General features: G+C 63.6%; 15 protein-coding genes and 1 tRNA gene. 9 read left to right on the top strand and 7 right to left on the bottom strand.

What is annotated here, in order from left to right; genetic code table 11:
* Positions 1 to 2: 2 nt before the first annotated feature.
* Genes A0U87_RS03235 through A0U87_RS03250 form a run of 4 tightly spaced genes read left to right on the top strand, consistent with a single transcriptional unit; the run spans position 3 to position 3,944 of the window.
* The gene (locus A0U87_RS03235; protein ID WP_048937497.1) at positions 3 to 1,217 is read left to right on the top strand and encodes a DegT/DnrJ/EryC1/StrS aminotransferase family protein; all 1,215 of its coding nucleotides are present in this window, start codon (positions 3 to 5) and stop codon (positions 1,215 to 1,217) included.
* Positions 1,214 to 2,086, top strand: coding sequence for a sulfotransferase (locus tag A0U87_RS03240; protein ID WP_240700497.1), 873 nt, complete (start codon positions 1,214 to 1,216; stop codon positions 2,084 to 2,086). The genes A0U87_RS03235 and A0U87_RS03240 overlap by 4 nt, the downstream gene beginning before the upstream one ends.
* A 35-nt stretch (positions 2,087 to 2,121) precedes the next feature.
* Positions 2,122 to 2,679 carry a polysaccharide biosynthesis/export family protein gene (locus A0U87_RS03245; protein WP_048937495.1) on the top strand — a complete coding sequence of 186 codons (558 nt, stop codon included), beginning with the start codon at positions 2,122 to 2,124 and terminating at the stop codon, positions 2,677 to 2,679.
* Between the two features lie 35 nt (positions 2,680 to 2,714).
* The gene (locus A0U87_RS03250; RefSeq protein ID WP_170978348.1) at positions 2,715 to 3,944 is read left to right on the top strand and encodes an outer membrane beta-barrel protein; all 1,230 of its coding nucleotides are present in this window, start codon (positions 2,715 to 2,717) and stop codon (positions 3,942 to 3,944) included.
* Here A0U87_RS03250 and A0U87_RS03255 read toward each other — a convergent pair.
* From A0U87_RS03255 to A0U87_RS03270, 4 genes are all read right to left on the bottom strand, one after another.
* Complete coding sequence (locus A0U87_RS03255; protein ID WP_137405221.1) at positions 3,941 to 5,065, bottom strand: glycosyltransferase family 4 protein; 1,125 nt, start codon at positions 5,063 to 5,065, stop codon at positions 3,941 to 3,943. The genes A0U87_RS03250 and A0U87_RS03255 overlap by 4 nt on opposite strands.
* The gene (locus tag A0U87_RS03260; RefSeq protein ID WP_137405214.1) at positions 5,062 to 6,453 is read right to left on the bottom strand and encodes an HlyD family type I secretion periplasmic adaptor subunit; all 1,392 of its coding nucleotides are present in this window, start codon (positions 6,451 to 6,453) and stop codon (positions 5,062 to 5,064) included. Before A0U87_RS03260 ends, A0U87_RS03255 begins: the two co-directional genes overlap by 4 nt.
* Positions 6,453 to 8,618: a type I secretion system permease/ATPase gene (locus tag A0U87_RS03265; protein ID WP_137405215.1), complete on the bottom strand. Its 2,166-nt coding sequence runs from the start codon at positions 8,616 to 8,618 to the stop codon at positions 6,453 to 6,455. Before A0U87_RS03265 ends, A0U87_RS03260 begins: the two co-directional genes overlap by 1 nt.
* A 642-nt stretch (positions 8,619 to 9,260) precedes the next feature.
* Positions 9,261 to 9,335, bottom strand: a tRNA-Gln gene (locus tag A0U87_RS03270).
* A gap of 162 nt (positions 9,336 to 9,497) precedes the next feature.
* On the opposite strand from A0U87_RS03270, the gene A0U87_RS03275 reads away from it, so the two are divergent.
* Positions 9,498 to 10,007: a MarR family transcriptional regulator gene (locus A0U87_RS03275; protein WP_004207880.1), complete on the top strand. Its 510-nt coding sequence runs from the start codon at positions 9,498 to 9,500 to the stop codon at positions 10,005 to 10,007.
* A gap of 169 nt (positions 10,008 to 10,176) precedes the next feature.
* Positions 10,177 to 10,500 (top strand): hypothetical protein, encoded by a 324-nt coding sequence (locus tag A0U87_RS03280; RefSeq protein WP_010338154.1) that lies wholly within the window; start codon positions 10,177 to 10,179, stop codon positions 10,498 to 10,500.
* Between the two features lie 441 nt (positions 10,501 to 10,941).
* Here A0U87_RS03280 and A0U87_RS03285 read toward each other — a convergent pair whose 3' ends face one another.
* Together A0U87_RS03285 and A0U87_RS03290 are read right to left on the bottom strand one after the other, a co-directional pair.
* On the bottom strand, positions 10,942 to 11,394 hold the full coding sequence (locus tag A0U87_RS03285; RefSeq protein ID WP_048937490.1) for a DUF4375 domain-containing protein: 453 nt from the start codon (positions 11,392 to 11,394) through the stop codon (positions 10,942 to 10,944).
* Between the two features lie 224 nt (positions 11,395 to 11,618).
* Positions 11,619 to 12,185 (bottom strand): XRE family transcriptional regulator, encoded by a 567-nt coding sequence (locus A0U87_RS03290; protein ID WP_234415625.1) that lies wholly within the window; start codon positions 12,183 to 12,185, stop codon positions 11,619 to 11,621.
* Positions 12,186 to 12,212: 27 nt separating this feature from the next.
* On the opposite strand from A0U87_RS03290, the gene A0U87_RS03295 reads away from it, so the two are divergent.
* On the top strand, positions 12,213 to 13,115 hold the full coding sequence (locus A0U87_RS03295) for a DMT family transporter (protein ID WP_048937488.1): 903 nt from the start codon (positions 12,213 to 12,215) through the stop codon (positions 13,113 to 13,115).
* Positions 13,116 to 13,139: 24 nt separating this feature from the next.
* Here the strand turns inward: A0U87_RS03295 and A0U87_RS03300 are convergent, their stop codons facing one another.
* Positions 13,140 to 13,898, bottom strand: coding sequence for an enoyl-CoA hydratase (locus A0U87_RS03300; protein ID WP_010336334.1), 759 nt, complete (start codon positions 13,896 to 13,898; stop codon positions 13,140 to 13,142).
* Between the two features lie 98 nt (positions 13,899 to 13,996).
* On the opposite strand from A0U87_RS03300, the gene A0U87_RS03305 reads away from it, so the two are divergent.
* Both A0U87_RS03305 and A0U87_RS03310 read left to right on the top strand, forming a co-directional pair.
* Positions 13,997 to 14,989 carry a bile acid:sodium symporter family protein gene (locus tag A0U87_RS03305; protein WP_048937566.1) on the top strand — a complete coding sequence of 331 codons (993 nt, stop codon included), beginning with the start codon at positions 13,997 to 13,999 and terminating at the stop codon, positions 14,987 to 14,989.
* A complete protein-coding gene (locus tag A0U87_RS03310) occupies positions 14,986 to 15,501 on the top strand; it encodes a phosphoribosyltransferase family protein (RefSeq protein ID WP_048937487.1) in 516 nt (171 codons plus the stop codon). Before A0U87_RS03305 ends, A0U87_RS03310 begins: the two co-directional genes overlap by 4 nt.
* Positions 15,502 to 15,528: the final 27 nt, after the last annotated feature.

Consider the following 15,528-nt stretch of genomic DNA (forward strand, 5'->3'; position numbering starts at 1 on the left):
GGATGCTGGCTCGCCCCCATCATGACGCCATCCCGCAGCGCTCCATGTCGATCGTGTCGCAATGGCCAGTCTATGCGCCGGACGAGATCGCCGCCGTGACCGGGATATTGGAGACCGGACGCGTCAACGCCCTGCATCATGGCGAATGCTGCGCGGCATTGGAGCAGGGCTTTGCCGAACTGTGCGACATGCCCCATGCCATTGCCCTGGCCAACGGAACGCTCGCCCTGGAAGTGGCGCTAAAGGCGCTGGGCATCGGCCCTGGCGACGAGGTGATCGTCCCCGCACGCAGCTTCATGGCTTCGGCGAGTTGCGTCGTGGCCTGTGGCGCCACCCCCGTCTTTGCCGATGTCGATGAAGTGACTCAGGGGCTCAGCCCCGATACGATCGCCGCCTGCCTGACATCCCAAACTCGCGCGATCATCGTCGTCCATCTGGCCGGCCATCCCGCCCCGATGGAGGAAATCTGCGCGCTCGCCGCAGTCCGGGATATCCGAATCATAGAGGATTGCGCGCAGGCCCATGGCGCGACGCGCCACGGCCGGGTCATGGGTGGGTTCGGCGACGCGGCCGCATTTTCATTCTGTACCGACAAGATCATGTCGACTGGCGGTGAAGGTGGACTGCTGCTGCTGCGCGATCCCGACATATGGAAGCGGGCCTGGGCGTTAAAGGATCATGGCAAGGATCCCGAACTGATGGCGCAGGGGGGCAATGGCGTGTCCTTCCGCTGGCTCCACAATCATTTCGGCAGCAACTATCGGATGACCGAGATGCAGGCCGCGATCGGCGTTGCGCAGCTCAGGAAGCTGCCGACCTGGCTTCGGCAGCGGCGCGACAATGCCCGGATATTGCGGCACATATTGGCAGACATTCCGGCGCTCCGCCTGATCGACCCGGAACCTGGGATCGACCCTGCCTATTATAAATTCTATGCGTTCCTGCGGCTCGAACGGCTGAAGCATGGCTGGTCGCGCGATCGGATCATCGAAACGGCGCGAGAGTTAGGCGTGCCGTGCCAGTCGGGCAGCTGCCCTGAAATCTATCTCGAACGCGCGTTCACCGATGCCGCGATGGGCCCGTCAAACCGACTGCCCGTCGCCAGGCGACTGGGTGAAACCAGCCTGTTGCTGCCTGTCGATCCCAGCCTGTTCGCCGCCGATTGCGTCTATATGGGAAATATCCTGCGCACAGTCATCCAACAGGGAGCCCGATGATGTTTCCGGACGGCCGTCGCCCGCATTTCATCATCATCGGTGCGGTCAAGGGGGCGACCACCTGGATCGCCCATCAGTTGCGCTGCCATCCCAATCTGTGGCTGCCCAAGACCGAACCCCATTATTTCAGCAGTGACTATGCCCGCGGCACGGACTGGTATGCCACGCTGTTCGACGAAGCGCCGCCGGACCGCATTCTTGGCGAAAAGTCGGCTGACTATCTGGCGCATCCCGATGCCGCCGATCGCCTGTTCCAGACGCTGCCCGGAGCACGGTTGATCGTGCAATTGCGCGATCCCGTGCAGCGCGCCTATTCCGATTACTGCATGCTTTACCGGCGCGGGATGGTCGGCGGCGATCCCCGCAAATATCTGCAGGGCCAGCGCAGTGCTGAGCGGCGGTTCCTAGCCAGCGGTCTTTATGCGCGACACCTCGATCGCTTCCTGAAGCAGTTCCCGCGCGAGCAGCTGCATGTGCTGCTCTACGAGGACCTGGCCCATTCCGCCGAACAGATGATCGTCGACATATGCAGACATATCGGCGTCCCTGCCCATATCGCGCCCGATCAGCTGGACAGCCGGAAGAATGACAGCAGCACGCCGCTATTGCCGTTGACGCTGCGACGGCTGCTGCGCCCCATGCGCCCGGCCCTGGACCCGCTGCGGAGCAATCCCGTGCTCGCCAGGGTGCGCGCATCGTTGGCATCACCGGTGCGCTATCCACCACTGGATGGCGAACTGCACAGGATGCTGAGAGCTTATTATCGTGACGATGTTTTGCGGCTGCAGGACATGCTTCAACGGGATCTGGGTACGTGGCTCGGCGGCGGCATTTCCACGCCGGCGGGCGATACGCGTGCTCGCGCCTGAAGCGGCAACCAAGGCCATAAGGACGGGAGGATAGCATGGAAAAGCGCTTGTTGATCTCAATAGTCCTTGCCCTGTTCGCCACGGGACCGGGTGGCTGCGCCGGACCGGAAGCCAAGCTGACGCCGCTGGCCACTGCCGCCCCTACCCCCTATCAGTTGGGTCCGGGCGACCAGGTCCGCCTCAATGTCTATGGGCTGGACATGATGAGCGAGACCTATCTCATCTCGGACACGGGCATGCTGTCCTTGCCGATGGTCGGCAACATCCCGGCGTCAGGCAAGACCGTCGACGGACTGCAGGCCGATGTCGCCGCCGCCTTGCGCGCGCAACAATTGGTGCTCGATCCCAAGGTCAGCGCCCAGATCATCGCCTATCGCCCGTTCTTCATCACCGGCGAGGTGCAAAAGCCCGGCCAATATCCCTTTGTCCCGGGCATGTCGGTGATGACCGCCGTGTCGGTCGCCGGCGGTTTCACTTTCCGCGCCAACACGAAGACGGTGAAAATCACGCGTGCCAATATGGCCGGCAGTGCGACCCAGACCAGTCCGGTCCAGCCCGGCGATCTGATCGAGATTCGTGAAAGCTGGTTCTGAGCGTGTGCCAGAACGGGTCTGGTCGCGCAGCGCGTTTGCGCTGGCGCTATCGTCGCCTGCCGCTCGTGATCGCGTTCGCGCTCGGCGGCTCGCCCCTGGTCGCGCAGGATATCACCCGCACGACCCCGATCGACGATCTCCCGCGCCCCGGCTATGAGCCGCGCACCATTCAAACCGGCGGCTTTGTCATCGAACCCCGGTTGGACCTGGGCGTGCGGTTCGACAACAATATCTTCGCCACCGACGAAAACCGGAAATCCGACACCATTTTTCTGGTGCGGCCAAGCGTGGAGGTAAACCGCGACACCGACAAGTCGATGTTCTTCCTGCGCGGCTACGGCGAATTTTCGCGCTACGCGAAGACCTCACAGGAAAATACCGATCAGTTCGGCATTCGCGCGAGCTATCGCAAAGGGTTCGGCGACCGGCACTGGGTGACAGCGACAGCATCCTTTGACCGGACCTTCGACAGACGCGGCGCGCCCGAGGCCAATACCGACCTGACGCAATCGCCAGCGCTTATCAATGTGACCAACGGCGATCTGGAATATCGTTATGATGGTTCGCGCATCGGCGTGACGGCAACAGCCGGGGTGACGAAGCTCGACTATCTCTCGCTCGAGGATTCCGATCGCGACATGCTGACATACCGCGTCGCGGTGAAGGGACAGGTCAAGCTGTCACAGCGCGTGGCCGTTTTCGTCCAGCCCTATCTCAACGATCGCGAGCCGCGCCTCAAGACAGACCGCAACGGCGTCGATCGCTCGACCACGACCTATGGTGCATTGGCCGGCGTATCCTTGGAACTGGGTGACAAGCTCAACGGCAATATTGGTATCGGCATATTTCATTCCAATCCCCGCGACCTTGCCCTTGATGCGTTTACCGGCCTGTCCGCCAACGGCCAGCTGACCTGGCGCCCTCAGACCCGTACCGCCGTCCGCCTGGATATTTTTCGGGGCGATGTGGCGACAATCCGCGCCGGCGCGATGGGACGCATCGACACGCGTATCGACCTGGGCATCGACCAGGAGGTACGGCACAACCTGATTGTGCGCGGGTCTGTCGGGATGCGAAACGTCCATTATCGCGAGAGTTTCGATGCCGATCAGCGCTATTGGACCGGCGAAGGCGGCGCACGCTATCTGCTCAACCGCCATATGTGGATCGAGGCGGTGGCCACCTATACCCGCCGGACAGCCGATATCGCGGCCGACGAATTCAGCAAATGGCAGGGCATGATCCGATTGGGCCTGACCTATTAGGCGCCAGCGACAGCGCGCACATCGTCGACCAGCCTGTCCCATTGTTCGATGATCGCCGGCGACGCGAAACGGGTTGCCGATTGCCGGGCCGCGATGCCGAGGCGCATGCGCAGCGCAGCATCTCCCATGATCCGGTCGAGCGCGGCGGCCAGCGCGCCGGCATCGCCGTCGGGCACGAGCAGGCCATCGACGAGATTATCGACCATTTCCGCAGGGCCGAAATCGCAATTGAAGGCAACGACCGGCAAGCCCGCCGCCATCGCTTCGCCCAGAACATTGGCAAAGCCTTCATAGCGGGACGACAGGACCATCGCATCCGCCTTGGCCAACCAACCGCCCGGCGTCTCGCTCTTTCCGGGTAGTTCGATACGATGGGAAAGACCAAGTGAGGCGACCTGCCGTTCCAGCATGCCGCGCATTTCCCCCTCTCCCCAGATGCGCAGGATCCAGTCCGGATGCAGGCGCGCGACCTTGGCAAAGGCCTCGATCAGGAGATCGAACCCCTTTTGGTGGGTCAACCGCCCGACCCCCACCAGGACCCGCTGCGCACCAGCCGCCGGTGTGGGCAATGCGGTGACTTCGATCGGGTTGTGGATTACACGCGCGAGCGACCGTGCCGATAGCGGCAGGCAATCAAGACTGGCCCGCGTCTGCATCACGATCCCCGCGGCGCGCGGATAGAGTTGCGCCAGCAGGGCATTCCATGCAGCATTGGCCTTTTGCGCGCGCGGATTATTCCGTTCCGACACGATGATCTTATGTCCGGTCCCGATCGCCGCAGTCAGCGTAAGCACGTTGATCTTTGTCAGCAGGGAAATCACCACGTCGGCCCGTACGTGCTTCAACTGGCGACGGATCGCGAGGAGACGCCGCCCTTGCGCGAGCAGCGTCGAGGCAAGACCGCGCCCCGCTGGAATGTCGAAGCGCCGGATCTCCACCGCAGGATCGAAACTGTGATAGACAGGATCCTCGGGTCTATCAAAGGCCATAATCGTCACCCGCCAGCCACGCGCAATCCAAGCCGTCGAGATCAGGCTGATAACCCGCTCCGCGCCTCCAGCACCCAGCCCAGCAATCACGAATAGGACATGACATTGCCGAGAGGATGGAAAATGGCTCACCGCTCCCGCCCCGCTTCTTCGCCCATCGCCTGCAGCGGGCTCAGCAGATAGGAACCGACGCTGCGCAGACCGGTGCGGATATCGGCCGTCACCTCCATACCCGGCACCAGTTGGACAAACCGACCGTCGCGGGTATGCCATTGACGGTCCATCGTAATCCTGGCGGTATAGACGAGGCCGAGCTTTTCGTCCTCGACCGCATCGGTGCTGATGCTTTCGATCCGCCCCTCGACCACGCCATGGCGCGTGAAGGGAAAAGCCGCAAGCTTGACGCCCACATCCTGTCCGGCGCGCACAAAACCGATATCCTTGTTGAATATCTTGACCGTAGCCACCAGTTGCCCGCGCGCCGGGACGATCAGCATCAGCGGCTTTCCGACTTCCACAACCCCGCCCACCGTGTGCACCGACAATTGGGCAACCGTGCCATCGATCGGGCTGACCAGCCGCTGCAAGGCAGAGCGCCGACTGGCCTTGACCATCTCCTCGCGACGCAAGCGGGCCTCCACCTCGGCCTTGGTCAGATCCTCCAATATCCTGGCGCGGCTCGTCCCGACGGACTGGGTGCGACTGGCACTGGCCTGCGCCATCTGCGCGCGCGCCTTGGCCGCGGTTTCGAGCGCGATCTGCCGATCCCGAGCCAAGCCCAGCCGCTGTCGGCGCATCTCGATCACGCGCAATTTGGAGACATAGCCCTTGGCGAGCAATTTCTGGTTGGCTTCGATCTGTTCGTCCACCAACGGCAGGGTTTCCGCCAGCTTGGTGGCCGAGAGTGTCGCTTCGGCATAGGTGGCCGAGGCTGCCTGGCGGTCGGCATCATGCGCTCCGGTCTCGCCCATGATGCCCTCCAGCTGAGCCCGTGCGAGTGCGATCTGCAGCTCCGTCATCTCCGGCGAGGTGCCTGGCGGCGGCACGAAGCGCAGGCCGTGGCCGTCGAGCGAGGACAGCATGGCCCGCCCCCGTGCCGCATCCAGTTCGGCCGCCTCCAATGCCCTGCGCGCCTGGATCGCGTCGGCCGATGACATAGTCGGGTCCAGTTCGATCAGCGCCTGGCCGGCATGAACCGACTGGCTGTCCCGCACCAATATGGAGCGCACCACCCCTGCGTCCGCAGGCTGTATCAGCTTCACATTATCGGCCGGGATCAACTGTCCGGGGGCCGAAGCCACGACGTCGATCTGGCCGAAGATCAGCCACAACAGGGCGACGGCCAGCCCCAGCATCAGCACCCACGCCGTATAGCGCGCCGTTGGCGACACCGGTCGTTCGACGATCTCGATAGCCGCGGGCAGGAAATCGACTTCCTCGGATCGGACCAGCGTGCGCGCCCGCGCCCTTTCGTCACGCCATGCCTGCCGGCCCGTCGCCCATATGCCCTGCGCGCCCATCACACCGCCCGCGCCATGCCGGTCCGCGTCTGGGTCCGATAGAGTTTGGCATAGCGGCCATTGCGGGCGATCAGCTCCTCATGCGATCCGCGCTCGACGATATGGCCCTGTTCCATCGTGACGATGCTGTCGCAATCCCGGATCGCGGACAGGCGATGGGCAATGATGATCACCGTGCGTCCCGCGGCCATCGCCTTGAGATTGGCCTGCACGATCTCCTCGCTCTCGGCATCGAGCGCCGATGTCGCCTCATCGAAGATCAGGATACGGGGCTTGCTCATCAACGCGCGGGCAATCGCAATCCGCTGGCGCTGGCCACCCGACAAATTGACGCCACGTTCTTCAATCATGCTGTCATAGCCGAGCGGCAACCCCATGATGAAGTCATGGGCACCGGCCAGCCGGGCGGCGGACATCACCTCCGACAAAGGCGCGATCGGGCTGGAAAGCGCGATATTTTCACGCAGGGTGCAGTTGAACAGCAGATTTTCCTGGAGGACCACGCCGATCTGGCGTCGCAGCCAGGTCGGATCGATCTGTGCGATGTCGATATCATCGATCAGGATGCGCCCGGCTGCCGGGAGGCAGAGGCGCTGAAGCAGCTTGGCGAGTGTGGACTTGCCGGAGCCCGAGGATCCGGCGATGCCCAAAGTCCCGCCTGCAGGCAGGCCCAAATCGATATTCTCCAGCGTCCAGGGGCCTTCATCGCCATAGCGGAAGCGGACGCCCTCGAAGCGGATATTGCCTCTGATCGACGGCAGCGTCGTCCGCGAGGATCCGATCCGCTCGATCGGCGCATCCAGCACCAGCCCCAGTTGCGCCACCGACAGCCGGACCTGCTGAAAGTCCTGCCACAATTGCGCCATGCGGATGACCGGAGAAGACACGCGTTGGGCAAACATGTTGAAGGCGACCAGCGCCCCCACCGTCATCGTGCCCTCGATCACCTGCCCCGCCCCGAAAAACAGGATCGTCGCCGCCCCCAACTTCGAGATGAGCTGAACCAGCTGGCTGCTGTTGTTGGCAAGGTTGATCGCGCGCTGATTGGACGTGCTGTAAGCCGCCAGCTGCAATTCCCAGCGATGATTCCATTGCGGCTCGACGGCCGCCGCCTTGATCGTCTGCATGCCCGATATGCTTTCGATCAGCAGGGCATTATTGGCCGCGCCTCGATCGAATTTCTCGGCAAGGCGCCGACGCAGCGGCCCTGTCACCATGATCGAGACCGCGACATAGGCCGGTATGGTGAGCAACACGATCCCGGTCAGCAGCGGCGAATAAATCCACATGGCCAGAAGGAAGACCAGGGTGAACGCCGGATCGATCAGCACCGACAGCGAGGCATTGGTCAGAAATTCGCGGATCGCCTCCAGCTGTCGAACGCGCATCACCGTATCGCCGACACGCCGCCCCTCGAAATAGGTCAATGGCAGGCGCAGCACATGGCGGAACAGGCGCACGCCCAGTTCGACATCGATCTTCTGGCAGGTCTCCGAATAGAGGCGGGTCCGCAACCAGCCAAACCCCACTTCCCAGAAGGACACCAGCACGAAGCCCAGCATCAGCACCTGCAGGGTGGCCAGCGTATTATGGACCAGCACCTTGTCGATGACATTCTGGAAAAAGAGCGGCGCGGCAAGCCCCAGGAGATTGATGCACAAGGTGATGAGCAGAACCTCGCCCACCAGGCGGCGGTAACGCACAATCTGGGGAATGAACCAGCTTATGTCGAACCGCTTCATCTCACCGCCGGTGCCGGCGCGGGTGGCAAGCAGGATCAGCTCTCCGGACCAGATTTCATCCAGCGCTGCCCGATCCAGCGTCTCCACAGGATGCCCCGGCCGCTGGATCAGGACGCCATGCTCCTTGATCCTGCCCATGATGAACCATTGCCCATTGGCCGCTTGCGCGAGCGCCGGTAGCGACAGGCGCTGCAGGCGATCATAATCGGCCCGAACGCTGCGTGCGCGCACGCCGGGCTGACGCTTGCCAAGGCGCAGCAGATCCTTGCTGTCCAATGGATTTGAATGCCCCAGCTCCTGCCGCAATACCTGGGGATCTACGACGACATAGTGCATGGCGAGCAGGGTCGCGAGCGCCACCAGCCCGGTTTCGTCCGGGGGGATCGGGCGCTTCCTGTCTGGATCGATCGTCGCTGCGTTCATCCTCGCCGGCGCCTCATTCTCACTGTCTCGACCGCCGCCTCGCACCGCGCGGCGCCCCGATCCTGCGCCGAAACTAGCATGGCGGCGCGGGATGGCAGGGGCGATAAAGTCCGATTTGCGATTAGAAGGTATTACCGCTTCGGGAGAGTGCCCGCCCGTATTGTCTTCGCACGGCCTTGCAGGTTTCCGTCAAAATTCGACCATCGCAGCCATCTTCTCGGCTGATCGTCAGCCCATATCCGCGTCGAACCAGTCTCTGGCCATTCTCGAACCCAGCGTCGGCGCTTGCAGCCGAAACATTCGGCTATCGCGCACCGCGACAGCCCGCCATCAACCGCCGCGACAACCCGAAAACGAAGTGCCTCCGAAATCGACCTTGTCATGCCAGGCTGGCCTCCTCGTCCAGCTAGCATGTTGAATCGGATTTCCAGGCCCAAGGGAATCCTCAACGATCCTGTCAGATCGGATGAAGCGCTAGAACGCCTCAATCAGTGCAGTCCGCGGCGCGCCCGCGCATACCCCATTTGCCAAGTCGGCTCTCAAACACCGACAAATAGCAATGGCGAGATTGCGCCATTTGGCACGGCAATTGGCAACGTATCGCGAACGAAACGAAATAAATTAAATTATTTCAATGCATTATGGCTGGGGCGGCAGGATTCGAACCTGCGCATGGCGGCATCAAAAGCCGCTGCCTTACCGCTTGGCGACGCCCCAGCAATGCGCCGATCCAAGTCAGCGCGGGACCGCCATATAGCGGCTGATGCACGAAAGAAAAGCCCTCCTGACGATGGACTTCGCCTTTCCCTTTCCTTCCCGCCCAACCCATCTTAGGGATCAACGCCACGCCCCCTCCCCTCCAGCCGGAAACCCGCGCCGATGTCCGTCCAAGCCCCCTCGCCCAGCCAGATCGCACCGGCCTCGCCGCTGTTCCTGCGCGAGGACGAAATCCGGCGCGGCATCGAGATGCTCTATTTCGGCTATTCCGCGCTCACCCGCTCGATCGACGAGGGGCTGGCGGCGCAGGGCCTGGGCCGCGCCCATCACCGCGCCCTTTATTTCATCTCGCGCCAGCCTGACCTGACGGTGAAGGATCTGCTGCGCCTGCTGGCAATCACCAAGCAATCGCTCGGCCGGGTGCTCAATGACCTGATCGAGCGCGGCTATATCGAGACCCGGCCGGGCAGCAGCGACCGGCGGCAGAAACTGCTGCGCCTCAGCGCCGCCGGCCGCGCACTGGAGGCCGAGCTTTTCCGCGCGCTGCGCGAGAAGATGGCGGCCGCCTATGCCCAGGCCGGACAGGGTTCCGTCACCGGTTTCTGGCGGGTGATGGAGGGTCTGATCCCCGATGCCGACCGGTCGATGGTGTTCGGCCTCAGCGGCGGCTGATCGCGAAACCACGCAACCTTATGGCCGCTGCCGCGCTTTTAGGAGCGTCGTGCGGAAAAGTGGGAACCGGTTTTCCGCTTAAAACGATGCGACAACAAGAGATTAGGCAGCGCCGCGTCAGATATGATGCGGCGCTGCCCAAGCCTTGCCAACGCAATGAGGAGACATCATGCGCGCACCCCTTCTGGCCATCACGGCCCTGTCCGCCCTGGGCCTGAGCCTGTCCGCCTGCTCGGAAAAGGCATCGGACAATCTGGAAAATGCCGGCTCCGCGATCGGCAATGACGTCAGCAACGCCGTCGACGATGCCGGCGCCAAGATCGACAACGGCCTCGACCGCGCGGGCGCCGCGATCGACAATGGCGCGGACCGGATCGGCGCCGCGACCGACCGGGCGGCCGACGACGCCAAGCGCGAGGGCAAGGAAGCCAAGCAGGATGTCGGTGCCTCGCTGGAGCAGGCCGGCAAGGATCTGCGCAACGACAGCCATTGAGACGTATCGGGCCTCCCCATGGGGAGGCCCGATTTCAGGCTGCGAGGCTATATCCCGGCGGCCTGGACGCGACTGGAAGTGGCCATTTCCATCTTCGTCATCCCGCCCCCTTTGACAGGCTCCGGACAGGCTTGATCCTGGATCGCTTGAGCGCTCCCCATCCGCCATAGCGCAGAATGGGTTCTGACTTTCGTCAGGATGACGCCTGTGGGGATTGTCGGATTTCGATCAAAAATTGCCGTTCATCCGCCGATTTCCAATCTCCAAATGCAGACGTGCAGCTTTCCGCTTCCGAACGACCAGGATCAGCCGATCTCCGATTGTCGGCTTATCGGCAGGCAGGCAGGCAGGCAGGCAGGCAGGCAGGCAGGCAGGCAGGCAGGCAGATAGTTGCTCATCCGCTGGAGAGTTGACCAGCAGTCAAAAATCCATGCTATTGGTCTACGCAGGGCCTTGCTGCCTCAACTTTTGCGCAAATCGGTTTGCGGCACATTGAAAGCCATCGGCTTCTGTCTCGATAAGATCGTAGAACTGTGAGTCAAACCGATCGAATTTTTCGACTGGTATGGCGTCCAGTTGTGTGTGTCTGGTCCGCCAGTCTCTAGGATAGGGCGTGCCTAACATCTGGCTCGCCTCTGCAAGGATTTTTGCAGTCGAAGTCATCCCCATGACGGCGAAACCTGCGGCGGCCTCGGGCGCCAAAACACCGCCATAGTTCTGGAAAAACTGCGCAAAGCCCCCGTTACATATCTCCGACTGCGCCAAATGGGCCGCATGCAAATGAACGAGAGCGGTCGGAATATCGGCAACGCTTACCAGATAGGCCTCCCCATCCTCATCAACGTTGATCGCTTCCCAGAAGGGCTCGATCATATGCCAGTAATCTTGTTGCATCTCGCATATCCCTCGCCGTCGCTCGCTCTTCTACCGACCGGCAAACGGCCAGAAGCGGACCTGTTCCCCCTCCCGCAAGCGGGAGGGGGTTAGGGGGTGGGCTGGACGGCGCGCAAGCCCACCCCGCTGCGACTAATGCGCTTCGCGCCTAAGTCTCGCTTCCCCTCCCGTTTACGGGAGGGGAATGGCAGCCCCCACCGATCCCGGCCATTCGTCCACGCTGCCTAGAACACCACGTTGCGCACGAAGCGCAGCAGGTCCGTTCCGCGATTGACGAAGACATAGGGGCGGTCGCTGCTGAAGATGAGGAAGTCGCCCGCCGCGATCGTGCGCGTGCCGGCATCCATCTCGACCGTCAGCACCCCTTCCACCACATAGAGCATCTCGTGCCAGTTGGCGGCGTCCGCCTCGGCCGGGTAGCGGTCGCCCGGCGCCAGCGACCAGGTCCATAGCTCCGCCTCGCGCGCGGCCGGGACCGTGCCGAGCAGGGTCGCACGGCTATGCACATCCTCGCCCTGCCAGGCGAGGGTATCGATCCGGCTATTGTCGGGCATGTCGGGCGCGCGCACGACATGGGAGAAACTGACGTCCAGCGCCTGCGCCAGCCGGTCGAGCGTCGACAGGCTGACATTGGCTTCCCCGCTCTCGATCCCCACCAGCATGCGTCGGCTGACGCCCGCCGCGCTGGCCAGCGCATCCTGGCTCAGCCCCTTGGCGGCGCGCAGGCGGCGGATATTGCCCGCGACATGGGAAAGAACGTCCGGGCGCGGGACTTCGACTTGACTGTGCAATATATTGCTCATAACGCGATGTGCATTATGTTGCACAATGCCGCCCTCGACAAGAGCCCTGCGCCCCGGCTGATGATCGGCCGTCCCGAACTCGCGCTGATCGGGATCACCGTGCTATGGGGCGCGACCTTCCTGATCGTGCATAATGCCATGCAGCAGAGCGGGCCGCTCTTTTTCGTGGGGATGCGCTTCGGCACGGCGGCGCTGCTCGCGCTGCCGCTCGCCTGGCCGGTGCTGCGCGGCCTGACGGCGCGCGAACTGCTGGCCGGGTCGATGATCGGCCTTGGCATCTTCTGCGGCTACACGCTCCAGACCTGGGCGCTGCAGACCATATCCAGCAGCACATCGGCCTTCATCACCGCCGCCTATGTGCCGCTGGTGCCGATCCTCCAATGGGCGATATTGCGGCGGCGACCGCGCTGGACCAGCTGGGTCGGCGTCGCGCTGGCCTTTGCCGGCCTGATCCTGATCGCCGCCCCGCGCGAGGGGCTGTCGCTGGGCAAGGGCGAGGCGCTGACGCTCATCAGCACCCTGGCGATCGCGCTGGAAATCATCTTCATCAGCCTGTGGGCCGGCAAGGTCGACATTGCCCGCGTCACGCTGGTGCAACTGGCGGTCACGTCGCTGCTCGCCTTCGGCCTGATGGCGCCGATGGGTGAGGCGATCCCGCCCTTTTCCTGGACGGTGATCCTGTCGGCCTGTGGCCTGGGCGCGATGACGGCGCTGATCCAGTTCGTGATGAACTGGGCGCAGCGCACCGTATCGCCGACCCGCGCGACCCTGATCTATGCCGGCGAGCCGGTCTGGGCCGGGATATTGGGCCGGATCGCGGGCGACCGCCAGCCCGCCACGGCGCTGGCCGGCGCGCTGCTGATCATCGCCGCCGTGATCGTGAGCGAACTGAAGTTCGAGCGGCGAGGCAAGAACTGATCCCCTCCCCCGGCCGCGCTTCGATCAGGCCCGCTTGAAGACCGGCGCGCGCTTTTCGAAAAAGGCCATGAACGCCTCCTGCGCTTCGGGCGAGGCCAGCGCTTCGCGGAACAGCCGGGCTTCTTCGGCAATGCGCGCCTGCAAGGCGGCGGGATCACCCTTCATCAGCCGGCGCGTCGCCATCAGCGCCTGGGGCGGCTTGGCCATCAACGCCGCCGCCTTGGCGCGGGCATGGTCGAGCAGCGCGTCTCCTGTCACGATCGCCGTCACGAAACCGGCGCGATCGGCCCCCTCCGCATCCATCGGTTCGCCCAGCATCAGCATCGCCGCCGCCCTGGCATGGCCCATGATCGCGGGCGCGAGCAGGCTGGAGCCGGCCTCCGGCACGATACCCAGATTGACGAAGGGCATGACGAAGCGCGCGTCGGGCGCGGCATAGACCAGATCGCAATGGAACAGCATCGTCGTGCCGACGCCCACGGCAAGCCCCTGCACCGCCGCGACGATCGGCTTGTCGAAGGCGGCAATCGCGCTGATGAAATCGAAGGCGGCAGCGCCGCCCTCCGGCCCGGCCATGAAGTCCTTGAGGTCATTACCGGCGCAAAAGGCGTCGCCCCGGCCCGCGAACAGCACTACGCCAATCTCCGGCCGGCTCGACGCATCGGCCAGCGCTGCAATCATCGCGCGGTACATCGGCCCGGTCAGCGCATTCTTCTTGTCGGGCCGGTCGATATGGATTTCGAGCACGCCGTTCGTCTCGATGATGGCGATATGGTCGCTCACGCAAATTCTCTCCCGATACTCTGTGCCAAGGCTGTTGGCCCAGAGGATGGGGCGGCGTCTATCCTTTTCCAAGCCCCTTCCCTATGCCCGGAAACATGATGACTCGCCTGCGCCTGATCCTCGATCCCTTCCTCGTCCTGCTGCTCTGCACCGTTGCCCTAGCGTCGGCCCTGCCCGCGCGCGGCCAGGGCGCCCATGTCGCGTCGATCGTTGCGGACGCGGGCATCGTGCTGCTTTTTTTCCTGCATGGGGCAAAATTGTCGCGCGAGGCGATCTGGGGTGGCGCCAAGGCCTGGCAACTCCATCTCGCGACTCTGGGCACGACCTTCCTCTTCTTCCCGCTGGTCGGCATCCTGCTGCAGCAGATCGGCGCGATCCCGGAGAATATGCGCGCGGGCCTGCTGTTCCTGGCGCTGCTGCCATCGACGGTGCAAAGCTCGATCGCCTTCACCGCGATTGCGCGCGGCAATGTCGCCGCTGCTGTCGTCAGCGCCTCCTTCTCCAACCTGCTCGGCATCGTGCTGACGCCGCTGCTGGTGGCATTGCTGATGCAGCGCGGCGGCAGCAACCTCATCTCCCTTTCCTCGGTCGAGGGGATCATGCTGCAATTGCTGCTGCCCTTCGTGCTCGGCCATCTTGCCCGTCCCTGGATCGGCGGCTTCGTGTCGCGGCACAAGACGCTGGTCGGCCGGGTCGATCGCACATCGATCCTGCTGGTGGTCTATTCCGCCTTCAGCGCGGCGGTGGTCGAAGGACTGTGGCACCGGGTCTCGCGCGCGGAGCTGGCGCTGCTCGCGCTGCTCTGCATCGCCATGCTGGTGATCGTGCTGCTCTTCACCTGGGGGCTTGGCCGGCTGCTCGGCTTTTCCCGCGAAGATGCGATCGTACTGCAATTTTGCGGCTCGAAGAAGAGCCTCGCCTCGGGCGTGCCGATCGCCGGCGTCCTCTTCCCCGCAGCGGCCGTCGGGCCGATCATCCTGCCGGTCATGCTGTTCCACCAGATTCAGCTGATGGCTTGTGCCCTGCTGGCACGGCGCTATGGGGCGCAGGCGGCCGATAGGGCCGATTCGCAGATGGCAACCATATCATGACCCAACCGATCCTGACCGACATTCCGATGGAGAGCTTCCTCTCCCATATCGACGCCGTGGCCGGCGCGATCGCCAAATCGGACTGGCGGCCCGACTATATTGTCGGCGTCGGGCGCGGCGGGCTGGTGCCGGCCACCTATCTGTCCCACGCCATCAGCCAGCCGATGCTGTCGGTCGACCTGTCGGCCCAGGTCGCGGGCTTTTGCGACGAACTGCTCGACAAGCTGGTGGCGATGGCGCTCGAAGGATCGCGCCTGCTGTTCGTCGACGACATCAATGACAGTGGCCGCACGATCAACCAGTTGCGCGCGGCGCTGGCCGGCGCGCCGGCCGATCATCTGCGCTTTGCCGTGCTGATCGACAATGTCAGCTCGGCCGCGAAGGTCGAATATCGCGCGACCACGATCGACCGCATCGTCACCAAGGACTGGTTCGTCTTCCCCTGGGAAGCGGTCGCCAGCCGCGCTTCGATCCTGTCCGACTGGGGCGAAGTGCCCGAACGGACCAACTGAAAATAGCTGTCACAAAAATATAATGGA

Origin of the sequence: Sphingobium sp. MP9-4 (assembly GCF_005281675.1) — a bacterium.
Lineage (GTDB): Bacteria > Pseudomonadota > Alphaproteobacteria > Sphingomonadales > Sphingomonadaceae > Sphingobium > Sphingobium yanoikuyae.